Origin of the sequence: Erwinia billingiae Eb661 (assembly GCF_000196615.1) — a bacterium.
GTDB lineage: Bacteria > Pseudomonadota > Gammaproteobacteria > Enterobacterales > Enterobacteriaceae > Erwinia > Erwinia billingiae.
The window spans coordinates 2,309,533-2,322,696 of record NC_014306.1 but is presented as its reverse complement, the minus strand read 5'-3'; the positions used below and the strand labels follow the sequence as shown (position 1 = coordinate 2,322,696).

Annotated in this window: 12 protein-coding genes; 5 read left to right on the top strand and 7 right to left on the bottom strand. The window is 57.5% G+C overall.

What is annotated here, in order from left to right:
- Positions 1–7 precede the first annotated feature (7 nt).
- From EBC_RS12095 to EBC_RS12085, 3 genes are read left to right on the top strand one after another with little or no spacing between them, the layout of a single operon-like run.
- A complete protein-coding gene (locus EBC_RS12095; RefSeq protein ID WP_013202077.1) occupies positions 8–1,108 on the top strand; it encodes an alkylhydroperoxidase domain protein in 1,101 nt (366 codons plus the stop codon).
- A gap of 8 nt (positions 1,109–1,116) precedes the next feature.
- A complete protein-coding gene (locus tag EBC_RS12090; protein ID WP_013202076.1) occupies positions 1,117–2,256 on the top strand; it encodes an amidohydrolase in 1,140 nt (379 codons plus the stop codon).
- 19 nt (positions 2,257–2,275) lie between these two features.
- Complete coding sequence (locus tag EBC_RS12085; protein ID WP_013202075.1) at positions 2,276–3,124, top strand: VOC family protein; 849 nt, start codon at positions 2,276–2,278, stop codon at positions 3,122–3,124.
- 2 nt (positions 3,125–3,126) lie between these two features.
- Here EBC_RS12085 and EBC_RS12080 read toward each other — a convergent pair whose 3' ends face one another.
- From EBC_RS12080 to EBC_RS12055, 6 genes are all read right to left on the bottom strand, one after another.
- Positions 3,127–3,396 (bottom strand): barstar family protein, encoded by a 270-nt coding sequence (locus EBC_RS12080; protein WP_013202074.1) that lies wholly within the window; start codon positions 3,394–3,396, stop codon positions 3,127–3,129.
- 1 nt (position 3,397) lies between these two features.
- Positions 3,398–3,871, bottom strand: a complete 474-nt coding sequence (locus EBC_RS12075) for a ribonuclease domain-containing protein (RefSeq protein WP_013202073.1) — start codon at positions 3,869–3,871, stop codon at positions 3,398–3,400.
- Positions 3,872–3,904: 33 nt separating this feature from the next.
- Positions 3,905–4,825 carry a sugar ABC transporter substrate-binding protein gene (locus tag EBC_RS12070; protein WP_013202072.1) on the bottom strand — a complete coding sequence of 307 codons (921 nt, stop codon included), beginning with the start codon at positions 4,823–4,825 and terminating at the stop codon, positions 3,905–3,907.
- 142 nt (positions 4,826–4,967) lie between these two features.
- Positions 4,968–5,921 carry an AEC family transporter gene (locus tag EBC_RS12065; RefSeq protein ID WP_013202071.1) on the bottom strand — a complete coding sequence of 318 codons (954 nt, stop codon included), beginning with the start codon at positions 5,919–5,921 and terminating at the stop codon, positions 4,968–4,970.
- 122 nt (positions 5,922–6,043) lie between these two features.
- Positions 6,044–7,057: an AI-2E family transporter gene (locus tag EBC_RS12060; protein WP_013202070.1), complete on the bottom strand. Its 1,014-nt coding sequence runs from the start codon at positions 7,055–7,057 to the stop codon at positions 6,044–6,046.
- 167 nt (positions 7,058–7,224) lie between these two features.
- A complete protein-coding gene (locus tag EBC_RS12055; protein WP_013202069.1) occupies positions 7,225–7,566 on the bottom strand; it encodes a helix-turn-helix domain-containing protein in 342 nt (113 codons plus the stop codon).
- 373 nt (positions 7,567–7,939) lie between these two features.
- On the opposite strand from EBC_RS12055, the gene EBC_RS12050 reads away from it, so the two are divergent.
- A complete protein-coding gene (locus EBC_RS12050; RefSeq protein ID WP_013202068.1) occupies positions 7,940–9,103 on the top strand; it encodes an efflux RND transporter periplasmic adaptor subunit in 1,164 nt (387 codons plus the stop codon).
- Between the two features lie 20 nt (positions 9,104–9,123).
- The gene (locus EBC_RS12045; protein ID WP_013202067.1) at positions 9,124–12,285 is read left to right on the top strand and encodes an efflux RND transporter permease subunit; all 3,162 of its coding nucleotides are present in this window, start codon (positions 9,124–9,126) and stop codon (positions 12,283–12,285) included.
- Between the two features lie 111 nt (positions 12,286–12,396).
- On the opposite strand, the gene EBC_RS12040 is transcribed toward EBC_RS12045, so the two are convergent.
- Positions 12,397–13,137: an SDR family oxidoreductase gene (locus tag EBC_RS12040; RefSeq protein WP_013202066.1), complete on the bottom strand. Its 741-nt coding sequence runs from the start codon at positions 13,135–13,137 to the stop codon at positions 12,397–12,399.
- Positions 13,138–13,164 lie beyond the last annotated feature (27 nt).

Below are 13,164 nucleotides of genomic sequence, written 5' to 3'. Positions count from 1 at the left end.
GATGATGATGACCACTGCAACGGATTTACTGGCTTCGCTGGCGGATATCGCGCCGGATTCTGAGCTTGCCCAGGCCCGCAACACGCGGGAAGCGGCAACCCGCCACGCGCAAGGCAGCTATGAGGTGATCTTTAGCCAGCAGGATGCCGATTTCCCGCTGGCTGAACGTTTCGCCCTGGCGGCACGGGTGGCGGAATGGAATGCGCAGCCCACTTTACAGGCGCATTACCAGCCGCAGGCTGGCGCACTGGATAACAGCCCCCGTCATGAGCTGGCGTTAGCCTGGGCGCACCGTCTGACCTTCGAGCCGGTCAGCGCCACGCCTGAACATCTGCAGGCCTTACAGGCGGCGGGCTGGACCGCGCGCGGCATCGTGACACTGTCACAGTTAGTGGCCTTTATTAACTTCCAGAGTCGCCTGCGGGCCGGCTTACAGCTGTTGCAGGGCCACGCCTCAACCGCCAACGCACTGCCGGTGGTGGCAGGTGTCTGGCATCAGGCGGCCACCACCGCCAGTGGCAAAACCGCGCTGACCGCCTTCACCCAGCAGGACCTCGGCTGGGAACCCTGGCTGGCCGCCAAACCGCTGACGGAATTCACGGATGAAGAGAAACAGGTGCTGGCGAAGTTTGGTCATAGCGACTCCGATTATTTCCGCCTGCTGGCGCGGAATTTACCGGTGCTGGAACAGCGCACGCTGACGGATAAAGGCATTTTCTTCACCTCCGGCGGCCTGCCACGCGCCGACCGCGAACTGGCGGCTGCGGTGGTCAGTAAGGTTAACGGCTGCATCTTCTGCGCCTCGGTACACGCCCGCAAAGCCAGCCAGCTGTCGAAAGATTTCGATTCGGTCGAAAAACTGATTGGCGTCGCCCCCGGCGGCAAGCTGTCCGAAGGCCAGTCCGCACGCTGGGCGGCCATTATCGATTTCTCCGCTGCCCTGTCCGTGACGCCGCAACAGGCCACGCTGGGACAGATTGTCGCGTTGCAGCAGCAGGGTCTGGATACCCTGGCGCTGCTGGATGTGATCCAGTCCAGCGCCTTTTTTGCCTGGGCCAACCGCCTGATGCTGACGCTGGGCGAACCCTTTATCCCTTCTGACGTATAAGGAGCCGTATGACTTCGTTACCCTCCAGCCAACTGGTGCAATGGCGCCGTGAGTTGCATCAATATCCGGAGCTGTCGAATCAGGAATTCGCCACCACGGAACGGATTACCGCGTGGCTGAAGCAAGGCAATATCCGCCTGCTGCCGTACGATTTGAAAACCGGCGTGGTGGCTGAAATCGGCCAGGGCGAACCGCTGATCGCCCTCCGGGCCGATATTGATGCGCTGCCGATTGATGAAGCGGTGAATCATCCCTGGACGTCGACCCATGCCGGCGTGATGCACGCCTGCGGCCATGATATCCATACCTCGGTGATGCTCGGCGTGGCGCATCAGCTTAAGCAGCAGGAAGCCGAACTGACGGGCCGGGTGCGCATCCTGTTTCAGCCGGCTGAAGAGACCTTTAACGGTGCGCAACAGCTGATCGATGCCGGCGTGCTGGACGGCGTTCAGGCAATTTTTGGTATGCATAACGCGCCCGATTTACCGCTGAACAGCTTTAAAACCCGCGCCGGTCCGTTCTATGCCAACGTCGACCGCTTTGTGATCCGCCTTGAGGGCAAAGGTGCGCACGCCGCACGGCCACATGAAGGCATTGATTCAATCGTGATTGCCAGCCAGATCGTCACCGCACTGCAAACCTTGCCGAGCCGGACGTTCAGCTCGCTGGAGTCGGTGGTGGTCAGCGTGACGCGCTTCACCGCCGGCAACACCTGGAACGTGCTGCCACAAAGCGTCGAGCTGGAAGGCACGGTGCGCACGCACAATGCGGCTATCCGCACGGCAATACCTGAAAAGATCACGGCGTTGATTAAGGGCATTGCCGGCGGCTTTGGCGCCAAAGCCGAGCTGGAGTGGATTGAAGGTCCGCCTGCGCTGGTGAATACGCCGGAATGGGCGGAGTTTGCGCTCGATCTGGCCAGCGAGGCCGGCTTTAAGGCGGAAGCCGCCGCGACGCCACAGATGGGCGGCGAGGACTTTGCCTTCTATCTGCACCATGTGCCGGGGGTGTTTGTCAGCATCGGCAGCGCAAGTGAGTTTGGCCTGCATCATCCAGGCTTTGATCCTGATGAAGCGATCATTGATTCCTCCGTCCGCTATTTTACCCAGCTGGTTCCTCGCGCCTTAGCGCGGGTGGCGGCGAAATAATAAAAAAAGGAGCACCATTATGCCTGTCCCTACCCCTAAGGCGGTTCTTGATCATGTGGTGATTAACGTCGCCGACCAGTTAGATGCTGCCAGCGCGCTGTACCGCAGGTTGGGTTTTCAGCTGACCGAACGTGGCCATCATTCTCTTGGCTCCAGTAATCATCTGGCAATTTTTGGTGAAAATTACCTTGAGCTGCTCGGCTATGAGAAAGGTAAAAAGAGCAGCCGCGCCGATCTCTGGCAGGCGTCTCCGGGCCTCAGTGGCCTGGTGTGGAAAACGGAGGATGCCGATCAGGATTATAAGCATCTGTTACGTCAGGATTTAGACGGCGATGAGCCCGCCTCTTTCCACCGTCCGGTGACCCTGCCGGACGGCACGGTGACTGAAGCGAAGTTCCGCACCGTGCGGGTTCGTCCGTCGCTGATCGCCGATGGCCGCAGCTTTTTCTGTCAGCATTTAACCCCGGAAGCGGTGTGGCAGCCCGCGTGGCAACAGCACCCGAACGGCGTGAAAAACATCAGCGAGTTTGTGATTGTGGCCAGAGATCCGGCCTCGGTTGCCTCGCTGTACAGCCGCCTGTTTGGCACCAACAGCCTGAGAGCATGTCAGGAAGGCGCCTTTTTGCTGACCGCCGGCGTGACCAGCGTGCGCTTTGCGACCGAAGATTATGTCAGGTCGCGCTTCCACGCGCTGCCGGATAATTATGATGGCTCGGCACGCATGGCGGCGTTAAGTTTTCAGACTGAGGATCTGGCGAAGGTCAGAGCGGCACTGCATCAGGGCGATCTGCAGTTTAGCGAGGCGGAGGACGCGATTGTGGTCTTGCCGCAGCAGGGCTTTGATGTCGCCCTGCGCTTCCATCAATAGCGTTAGCGAATGCGCAGGCTGAATTTTCCCCCGGAAGCCTCTTCCGCTTCCCGCAGCACGGCAATCACGCCGTCAAACTGCTGAGGATCGGCATGCGCGGTCAGATGACGCAGCGTTACGCGCGCCGGCAGTGCGATCATGCCGGTTAGCGCATCCCAAAATGCATCCAGATTGTTGCCGAAGGCCATGTCAATGGCGAACTTGTGGCAGAACTGACGATAAAAGTCTGCTACGTCGGCGATATGCTCAAAGTCGAAGCTGACCGTGTTCATCTTAATACACCTGTTCAACGTTGCGGTAATGGTCTTTGGTCACGTAAATCAACCCGTCGCTGGAGTACAGCATGCGGTCGCTTCCCCGGCGGCCGCAGTCATAATTCACGTCCGCTTCAAACCAGTGTCGCCCCTGCTTTTCCGGCAGCACTTTTTCGCGGTTGGAGAAGCGATCGCCACCGATTGCCCGGCCTGGCAGGCTCTGGCACAGATTGCCCCGCGACGGTTCCCAGCCCTGTTTTCTGGCTTCACCTTTGGTCAGGTAATAGGCAGGAAGGCGTTGATGCTGGTGCAGATAGTCGGCCACCCGCTGCTGTTGCGTGAGCGTGCTGATATCGCTGCTGCTGTTGGTCGCGGAGGCGGTTGAGGTGTGCGCCGCCTGCTGACGATCGGCAGGCGGTTTGGACGGGTGGCGTAAGCCGGCGGCGGTGGCCACAATGGCGAGGATCGCCGCAATAATCAGTTTTTTATTCATCGCCGGAGTTTACCGCGACGGCAGATTTAGCGTCTATTCCTTATCAACGTATTTTTGTAACGTGGCCGGGGTGACCAGCTCAAACGGGATCCAGTAATACGGGTCGAGCTTTTCGCCTTTAATCATCTTCTGCGCCACATCCACCGCCGCTTTGCCCTGGCCAATTGCATCCTGGAAAACGGTCACCTGCATTTTGCCCGAGGACATGGCTTTCAGCCCATCCGGCGTGGCATCAATGCCGCCAATCAGGATTTTGCTGTCTTTCTTGCCGGCCTGTTGCAGGCCCATAATCGCGCCAATCGCCATTTCATCATTGTTGGCGGCCACGATGTCGATCTCTTCACCGTTGGTCATCCAGTTGAGCATCAGATCCATCCCCTCATTGCGGGAATAGTTGGCGGTCTGCTTCTGTACCACGCTCATTTTCGGGTACTTGGCGACCACCTGCTCCACGTCTTTGGTGCGCTGAATGGCGCCCGCATCGGTCAGGTTGCCGATCATGATGCCCACTTTGCCCTGATAGTTTGCCAGACGCGCCAGCTCTTCCATCTGCAGGGTGCCGGATTGCTTCTCATCAGAGCCGACAAACACCACGCCGCTCGGCAGTTTGATATCGCCAGGCGTGCGGTTGACGTAAACCAGCGGAATTTTGGCGGCGGTCACCAGTCTGGTCATCGCCGGGGTGCCGGCCGAGTTGACCGGATCGACGATGATGGCATCAACACCGGCGCTGATAAAACTTTGCACCTGATCGGTCTGCCGGCCGACGTCGCCGCGCGCATCCTCAAACTGCACGGTGATGCCACGGGCTTTGGCTTCTTTATCAATCGACTGGCGGATGATGGTCAGGAAGTTCTGGTCGAAATAGGCCATTGAAACGCCGATGGTTTCCGCCAGCACACTGGTGGAACAGCTCAGTGAGGCGACGAGCAGCAGGGCTTTGTAGGTTTTCATTCTTCTTCTCCGGAGGTAAGGATCGGTCCGTTTCGCCGTGCTTATAAACGAAACAAAATTACCGATAAAAGAAGATAATGAAATAAACGTACTTACCGCAAGCGTCTCGCGTCAGTTCCGCCAGCTGGCTCACACTTCATCGTCAGGCAAGGTCCATTAGCATTAGCAGCAGCGGCGTGGTCACTGCGGAGAAAACCGTCGACAGCAGCATGCTGGTGGCGGCCGGGCCGGTTAAGGCATTGAATTGTTGCGACATTAAATAGACATTGATGCCGACTGACATCGATCCTAACAGCACCACCACTTTGCTTTCCAGCGGCGGCAGGCCCAGCATCACCGCCAGGCCCCAAATCACCAGCGGCTGGACAATCAGCTTCAGCAGGCAAATCGCATAACTCTCTCTCAGGCCCTCCTTCACTTTATAGGCGGCCAGACTCATGCCTAACGCCACCAGCGCCAGCGGCACGGCGATGGTGCCCAGCATGCTCACCGGTTTATCGATCATCTGCGGCAGCGGGATGCCGGTCAGGCTGAACAAGGTGCCGGAGAGAATGGCGATAATCAGCGGATTTTTCAGCACGCTGACCGCGGTTTTGCCAAACCCTTTCAAATTAAGCGCGCCGTGTTTGACCCACTCGACGGACACCGTGGCCAGCGTCCATAAAATTAGGCCGTTAAACACCAGCACCAGCGCCACCGACGGGATCGCCTTTTCGCCCAGCATCACCGTGGCAATCGGCAAGCCGAGCATCACGTTATTGGAGAAGATGCCGCCCAGCGCAAATACCGACCCGGAAATGCCATCCAGCTTAAACAGCCGGCTGGCCATCACTCTGCCGAGAACAAAAACGATCAGGCAGCTGCCGAAAAAAGCGATCAGTAAGCGGGCATCAACCGGCGGGCTTTGACCGAAATCGCTTATCAGCCGGAATAACATCGCCGGAAGCGCTATTTTAAAGACCACGCGGTTTAGCGCTTCGGTAATGCTGTCGGGCCATTTTCGCCAGCGAACCAGCATCCAGCCTAAGGCAATAAGGATAAATAACGGCATGGAAAGCAGGATTTGGTGCAGCAACGTGTGCAAAAGCGCGGGCATGGCGGGCTCAACTGTCAGTCGTTTTCCCTACCATAAGATCGATGTGATGTGGCGTAAAGCCTTGATAGTGGCGACGGTGGGAAAAAGGCAGTGCGGGCCTGATATCAGGCCCGCGACAAGGATTAAATCAGCCGGGCAATGCGCAGCTCGCTTTTCAGGTAGGCGTAATAGACCGGTGCCGCGACCACCCCGGCCAGGCCAAAGGCGGATTCAAACACCAGCATCGCCAGCAGGATTTCCCAGGTTTTGGCATTGATCCGCGAACCAAAAATCCGCGCGTTGATAAAGTATTCCAGCTTATGCACCAGCATCAGGAACACCAGCGAGATCACCGCCGCTTCAAGGGAAATCGACAGGCCAATCAGCACAATCACCGTATTGGAGATCAGGTTGCCGATAATCGGCAGCAATCCGGCGACAAAGGTCAGCACCACCACCGTTTTGCCAAACGGGAAGTGCAGGTCGAACAGCGGCAGCACGCCGAACAGGAAGCCACAGGTCAGCACCGTATTCACCAGCGAGACCTTGATCTGCGCGAAAACCACGTTGTGGAACGAGTCGGCCAGTACGGTCAGACGCTCGAGCAGCGCATGGCGCAGCGGTGCATCCTGCGTATCCACATTGCTGATGCGCAGGGAGATGATAGCCCCCAGCAACATGCCAATCAGCATGGTGGCAAAGGTATGGGCCGCGGTACGACCAAAGGTCTGGACCACCACCAGATGCTCGCGCAGCCAGGTGACCACCTGATGTTGCAGCTCATCTATATCGGCCGGTAAATAGCGGGAAACCACCGGAGAAAGCGTACGCTGGGCGTCTTCCAGCAGTTTGCTGGCCGCCGCATGGAACGCCGCCGGGTTCTGGAAATCATTCAATAAGAAGCCGATCAGCTTGCTGACGCCAACCACCAGCCCTAACACAATGATGACAGTAAGGAAGAATATGATGATCCAGCGGGCAATCGGCCCTTTGACCAGTCGCTCAACCCACGGCGTCAGCGCCAGGATGGTTTCGTAAACGATAAATCCGGCCAGAAAACAGGGCAGGAGGCGTAACGGGAATATCATAAAGAGCGCGGCGAAAATCAGTAGATAACTGGCCGCCTCGCACCAACCCTGTTTGTTCTGTTTCCACATCAATGACAATTCCTGTCTGAATAGTAATAAAAATCAGCGTGATTCAGACAGTATACAATGCGTTGCGGCTATCGGGCGGAATAAACAAGACGAGTCTGAGGTGTGGACGGGACTTATTGCAGAAATCACAGCGGGCTGAGACGCCCGCTATTGAAGAGATGCGCAGTTTATGAACAGGCGCTGACCTGAACCTGTCGACGCCATGCGCCCGGAGACTGACCAAACTGACGTTTGAAGCTGCGGTTGAACGACTGCTGGGAATCAAATCCAAACGAAATCGCCACATCCAGAATCGGCTCACCACCCGTTGCCAGGCGCTCAGCAGATTTTTTCAGACGACGTGCGCGGATGTATTCGCCCAGTGCGTAGCCGGTATGCTGCTTGAACATCCGTTGCAGGTGCCATTTCGAATACCCGGCCCGATCGGCAACGGTATCCAGATCCATTTTCCCTTCGATGTGGGTGTCGATCCACTTTACGAGATCGGTAATAAAATCATCATGGCTCATTGCGCTTCCCCTTTTAATGCTTTTTGTTTTAGCCTGGCTTGACCTCTCCCCCGCAGAAGGGTAAAAGGTAACTTTAATGAATGCATATCCACAAGTTAAAGCAGCCGACCGCTTAATGCAAGTTTAATTGTTGCATTAAATGCGATTCGCTGGCACTCTCCTCTTTATCGCCTCACTCTTCCCCCTGTTTTCTTGCCGTTCACATTTTGATACGGGTGTTGACAAGAAAATGCTAAAAGCAACAATAACACTTGCACTTAATTTACCCTCTCCCTACAATCCTTGCGTTTAGTGTATTTATCATAAATACATTTTATGCATTATGCCGTGCTCCTTTTTTCACGTCGTCAGCATCTGCAAGGGATTAATAACCATGAAATCTTTCACCTCATCGCACCTGCGCCTCAGTGCACTGTCGCTTCTCACAGCAATCTGGCTGGTGGGCTGCGACTCCAAAGGGGCTGAACAGAGCGCACCGCCTGCCCCGCAGGTCAGTGTCGCTGAGGTTCAGCAACAAACCGTCAGCCAGTGGGATAACTTCAATGGCCGCATTGAAGCGGTGCAGAGCGTCCAGCTGCGCCCGCGCGTGACCGGGTATATCGATAAAGTGAACTACACCGAAGGCCAGGAAGTTAAAAAAGGCGACGTGCTGTTTACCATTGATGACCGTACCTATCGCGCTGAGCTGGAACGCGCTCAGGCCGATCTCGCCAGTGCCATCACTCAGGCGCAGCTGGCCCGCAGCGAGTCCGGCAGGACCGAGAAGCTGATTGGCACCCAGGCGATTTCACGTGAGGTGTGGGAACAACGGCGTTCAGCCTCAACCCAGGCGCAGGCGAACGTGCTGGCGGCGCAGGCCGCAGTGGATATGGCGCGCCTGAATCTCGATTTTACCAAAGTCACCGCGCCGATTGATGGCCGCGCCAGCCGCGCGATGATCACCTCCGGTAACCTGGTGACCGCCGGCGACAGCAGCAGCGTGCTGACCACGCTGGTGTCGCTCAACACCGTGTATGTCTATTTCGACGTCGATGAAGCCACCTTCCTGCGTTATCAGCGCATCAGCCGTGAAGGCGAAAGTGCCGCTGCGGCGCATCACGCGCTGCCGGTAAAAATCGGCCTGGTCGGTGAGGATGGCTATCCGCACACCGGCAAAGTCGACTTTACCGATAACCAACTGACTGCCAGCACCGGCACCATCCGCATGCGCGCGCTGCTGGATAACGACCAGCGTCTGTATACGCCAGGGCTGTTCGCCCGCGTGCAGCTGCCGGGCCGCGCCGACTTCCCTGCCCTGTTAGTCAATGACAAAGCGGTGCTGACCGATCAGGACCGTAAGTTTGTCTGGGTGATCGATGCGCAGAATAAAGCCCAGCGTCGTGATATCCAGCCCGGCCAGATGGCTGACGGCCTGCGCATTGTGCAGCGCGGCCTGACGTCCGGCGATCGGGTGATTGTCGACGGCGTGCAGAAAGTATTTATGCCTGGGATGGCGGTAAATGCCAAAACGGTGCCTATGGCGCCAGCCTCCCTTTAATTTAAGCTGCGGGAACTGTTATGGATTTTTCCAGATTTTTCATCGACCGACCGATATTCGCGGCCGTGCTGTCGATTCTGATCTTCGTCTCCGGGCTGATTGCCATTCCGCTGCTGCCGATCAGTGAATACCCTGATGTGGTACCGCCAAGCGTGCAGGTGCGTGCGGAATACCCAGGCGCCAACCCAAAAGTGATTGCTGAAACCGTGGCGACGCCGCTGGAAGAAGCGATTAACGGCGTCGAAAACATGATGTACATGAAATCGATTGCCGGTTCCGATGGCGTGCTGGTGACCACCGTCACCTTCCGTCCGGGGACCGATCCGGATCAGGCGCAGGTTCAGGTGCAAAACCGCGTGGCGCAAGCCGAAGCGCGTCTGCCGGAGGATGTGCGCCGTCAGGGTGTCACCACGCAGAAGCAGTCGCCGACCATGACGCTGGTGGTTCATCTGGATTCACCGTCCGGTCGCTACGATTCGCTGTATCTCCGCAACTACGCGCAGCTGAAGGTGAAAGATGAGCTGGCGCGTCTGCCGGGTGTCGGCCAGGTGCAGATTTTCGGTGCCGGTGAATATGCCATGCGTATCTGGCTGGATCCGACCAAGGTTGCCGCGCGCGGTATGACCGCAGGCGATGTGGTGTCGGCGATCCAGGAGCAGAACGTGCAGGTGTCTGCCGGGCAGCTTGGCGCAGAGCCGATGCCCAATAAAAGCGATTTCCTGCTGTCGATCAATGCGCAGGGACGCCTGCAGAACGAAGAAGAGTTCGGCAATATCATTCTGAAAAGCGGCGAAGACGGGCAGATTGTTCGCCTGCGCGACGTGGCCCGCATTGAAATGGGCTCGGGCAGCTATGCCTTACGCTCGCAGTTGAATAATAAAGACGCGGTAGGGATTGGTATTTTCCAGGCACCGGGCGCCAACGCCATCGATCTGTCGAATGCGGTTCGGGCGAAAATGGCCGAGCTGGCGACCCGTTTCCCGGATGGCGTCGAGTGGAAAGCCCCTTACGATCCGACTATTTTCGTACGTGATTCCATCAGTTCCGTGCTGCATACCTTGCTGGAAGCGATTCTGCTGGTGGTGCTGGTGGTGATCCTGTTCCTGCAGACCTGGCGCGCCTCGATCATTCCGTTGCTGGCGGTGCCGGTGTCGGTGGTCGGGACCTTCTCAATCCTGTACCTGTTGGGCTTCTCGCTTAACACCCTCAGCCTGTTTGGGCTGGTGCTGGCGATAGGGATCGTGGTCGATGATGCCATTGTGGTGGTGGAGAACGTCGAGCGAAATATCGAAGAAGGTCTGGAACCGCGGGCGGCAGCGCATCAGGCGATGCGCGAAGTGTCGGGTCCGATTATCGCCATTGCGCTGGTGCTCTGTGCGGTGTTTGTGCCGATGGCCTTCCTGTCAGGCGTGACCGGACAGTTTTACAAGCAGTTTGCGGTGACCATCGCCATTTCCACGGTGATCTCAGCCATCAACTCCCTGACGCTCTCTCCGGCGCTGGCGGCGCTGTTGCTGAAACCGCATGATGCGAAGAAGGATCGTACTACCCGGATTATCGATGCGCTGTTCGGCTGGCTGTTCCGTCCGTTTAACCGCTTCTTTAACCGTAACTCTGCGCGCTACCAGGGCGGTGTTTCCCGCATCCTGAAGCGCCGTGGATCGGTGTTCGGCGTCTATATTCTGTTGCTGATTGGTGCCGGCGTGATGTTTAAAGCGGTGCCGGCGGGCTTTATCCCGACTCAGGACAAGCTGTACCTGATTGGCGGCGTGAAGATGCCGGAAGGATCCTCGCTGGAACGGACCGATAAAGTGATCCGCCAGATGAGCGATATTGCGCTGCACACCGACGGTGTTGCCGATGCGGTCGCCTTCCCTGGCCTGAACGCGCTGCAGTTCACCAACACGCCGAATACCGGCACGGTGTTTTTTGCGCTGAAACCGCTGAATCAACGCACGCGCTCCGCGTCTGAGATTAACGCCGAAATCAACGCCAAGCTGTCGCAGATTCAGGAAGGCTTCACCTTCTCGATTATGCCACCGCCCATCCTCGGTCTCGGCCAGGGTGCCGGTTATTCGCTGTATATTCAGGATCGCGCGGGATTAGGCTATGGCGCATTGCAGGAGGCTGCCAATGCCATGGCCGGCACCATTATGCAAACGCCTGGCCTGCACTTCCCGATCTCCACTTATCAGGCCAACGTGCCACAGCTGGATGCACAGGTTGACCGTGATAAGGCCAAGGCGCAGGGCGTGGCGTTGACCGATCTGTTTGGCACGCTGCAAACCTATCTCGGATCGTCTTACGTTAACGACTTCAACCGGTTTGGTCGTACCTGGAAAGTGTATGCGCAGGCCGATGGTCAGTTCCGTGACAGCATTGAGGATATTGCCAACCTGCGCACCCGCAATGCGAATGGCGAAATGGTGCCGATCGGCAGCATGGTGCATATCGGCACCACCTATGGGCCCGATCCGGTGATCCGCTATAACGGCTTCCCGGCGGCGGACTTGATTGGCGATGCCGATCCGCGCGTGCTCTCTTCTGCCGAAGCGATGCAGGCGGTACAGCATATTGCCGACCAGATCCTGCCAAACGGTATGAACATTGAATGGACCGACCTGAGCTATCAGCAGTCCACGCAGGGCAATGCGGCGATCATCGTCTTCCCGGTGGCGGTGCTGCTGGCCTTCCTGGTGCTGGCTGCGCTGTACGAAAGCTGGACGCTGCCGCTGGCGGTGATCCTGATTGTGCCGATGACCATGCTGTCCGCGCTGTTTGGCGTCTGGCTGACCGGCGGGGATAACAACGTCTTCGTGCAGGTGGGATTAGTGGTGTTGATGGGGCTGGCCTGTAAAAACGCCATCCTGATCGTCGAGTTTGCCCGTGAACTGGAAATGCAGGGACGGACTATCGTTCAGGCCGCGCTGGAAGCCTGTCGCCTGCGTCTTCGCCCGATCGTGATGACCTCAATTGCCTTTATCGCCGGGACCATCCCGCTGATGCTGGGCCACGGTGCCGGTGCCGAAGTGCGTACCGTTACCGGCATCACCGTGTTTGCCGGCATGTTGGGCGTCACGCTGTTCGGCCTGTTCCTGACGCCGGTGTTCTATGTTGCCCTGCGCAAGCTGGTGAAAAAGGAAGAACCCGCAGCAGAACCGTCACCGGCCTTTGAAGGCTAAACCTTAAATTCCGGGGTGGACGTTTGCCCCGGTTGATCCGAGACGCCAAGCGCCTCAACGCAAAAAGCCGGACAACTTTACGCTGTCCGGCTTTTTTTTATGCGCCTGGCATTACGCCTTTAACAGCGGAACCGCATCCTTTCCCGCCGCAATCCGCATCGGGCTGGACGGATCGTTCACCGCACGCCACACCGCTTCGGCCACATCCTGCGAGGTGGTGACGTCGTCGGATGGCGCGGTCAGCTGTTCAAAAACCTGTTGTGCAAAGCCTGCGTAGGCCGGCGGGAATTCACCCAGCCGCGAACGGGCGTTTTCTCCGAAGCGCGTTTCCGGCGACTTGCCTGGCAGCACCAGACTCAGACGAATATTGAAGGGAGCCAGTTCCAGCGCCAGTGATTCCGTAAAGGCATTCACCGCCGCCTTGCTGGCGGTGTAGACAGGCAGCATCGGCAGCGCTATCAGCGTCACGCTGGAGGTCACATTCACGATCACCCCCGCCTGCTTTTCTCTGAACTGCGGCAGCACCGCCTGGATCATCGCCATGGTGCCAAAGGTGTTGGTTTCAAAAATCTCCCGCGCGGTATCCAGCGACAGGTTTTCAAAAATGCCAAACAGCCCGATGCCGGCATTATTCACCAGCACATCAATCGGTCCGGCGGCGGCAATGGCTTGCTGGATACTGTCCGTGTCGGTCACGTCCAGCGGCAGCACGGTAAGATTGTCGGAAGCGGGGAAAATTCCCTCTTTCGGCGTGCGTAAGGTGGCGATGACCTTCCAGTCCCGTTGCAAGAAATAGCGTGCAATATCAAGACCAAAGCCGGATGAACAGCCGGTAATCAGAATCGTTTTCATCAGAGTTTCCGTGGTGTTGTGAACAGA

Coding starts and splice junctions, on each gene's coding strand:
- EBC_RS12095 (WP_013202077.1), top strand. CDS start 8: ATGACCACTGCAACGGATTTACTGGCTTCGCTGGCGGATATCGCGCCG.
- EBC_RS12090 (WP_013202076.1), top strand. CDS start 1,117: ATGACTTCGTTACCCTCCAGCCAACTGGTGCAATGGCGCCGTGAGTTG.
- EBC_RS12085 (WP_013202075.1), top strand. CDS start 2,276: ATGCCTGTCCCTACCCCTAAGGCGGTTCTTGATCATGTGGTGATTAAC.
- EBC_RS12080 (WP_013202074.1), bottom strand. CDS start 3,396: ATGAACACGGTCAGCTTCGACTTTGAGCATATCGCCGACGTAGCAGAC.
- EBC_RS12075 (WP_013202073.1), bottom strand. CDS start 3,871: ATGAATAAAAAACTGATTATTGCGGCGATCCTCGCCATTGTGGCCACC.
- EBC_RS12070 (WP_013202072.1), bottom strand. CDS start 4,825: ATGAAAACCTACAAAGCCCTGCTGCTCGTCGCCTCACTGAGCTGTTCC.
- EBC_RS12065 (WP_013202071.1), bottom strand. CDS start 5,921: ATGCCCGCGCTTTTGCACACGTTGCTGCACCAAATCCTGCTTTCCATG.
- EBC_RS12060 (WP_013202070.1), bottom strand. CDS start 7,057: ATGTGGAAACAGAACAAACAGGGTTGGTGCGAGGCGGCCAGTTATCTA.
- EBC_RS12055 (WP_013202069.1), bottom strand. CDS start 7,566: ATGAGCCATGATGATTTTATTACCGATCTCGTAAAGTGGATCGACACC.
- EBC_RS12050 (WP_013202068.1), top strand. CDS start 7,940: ATGAAATCTTTCACCTCATCGCACCTGCGCCTCAGTGCACTGTCGCTT.
- EBC_RS12045 (WP_013202067.1), top strand. CDS start 9,124: ATGGATTTTTCCAGATTTTTCATCGACCGACCGATATTCGCGGCCGTG.
- EBC_RS12040 (WP_013202066.1), bottom strand. CDS start 13,137: ATGAAAACGATTCTGATTACCGGCTGTTCATCCGGCTTTGGTCTTGAT.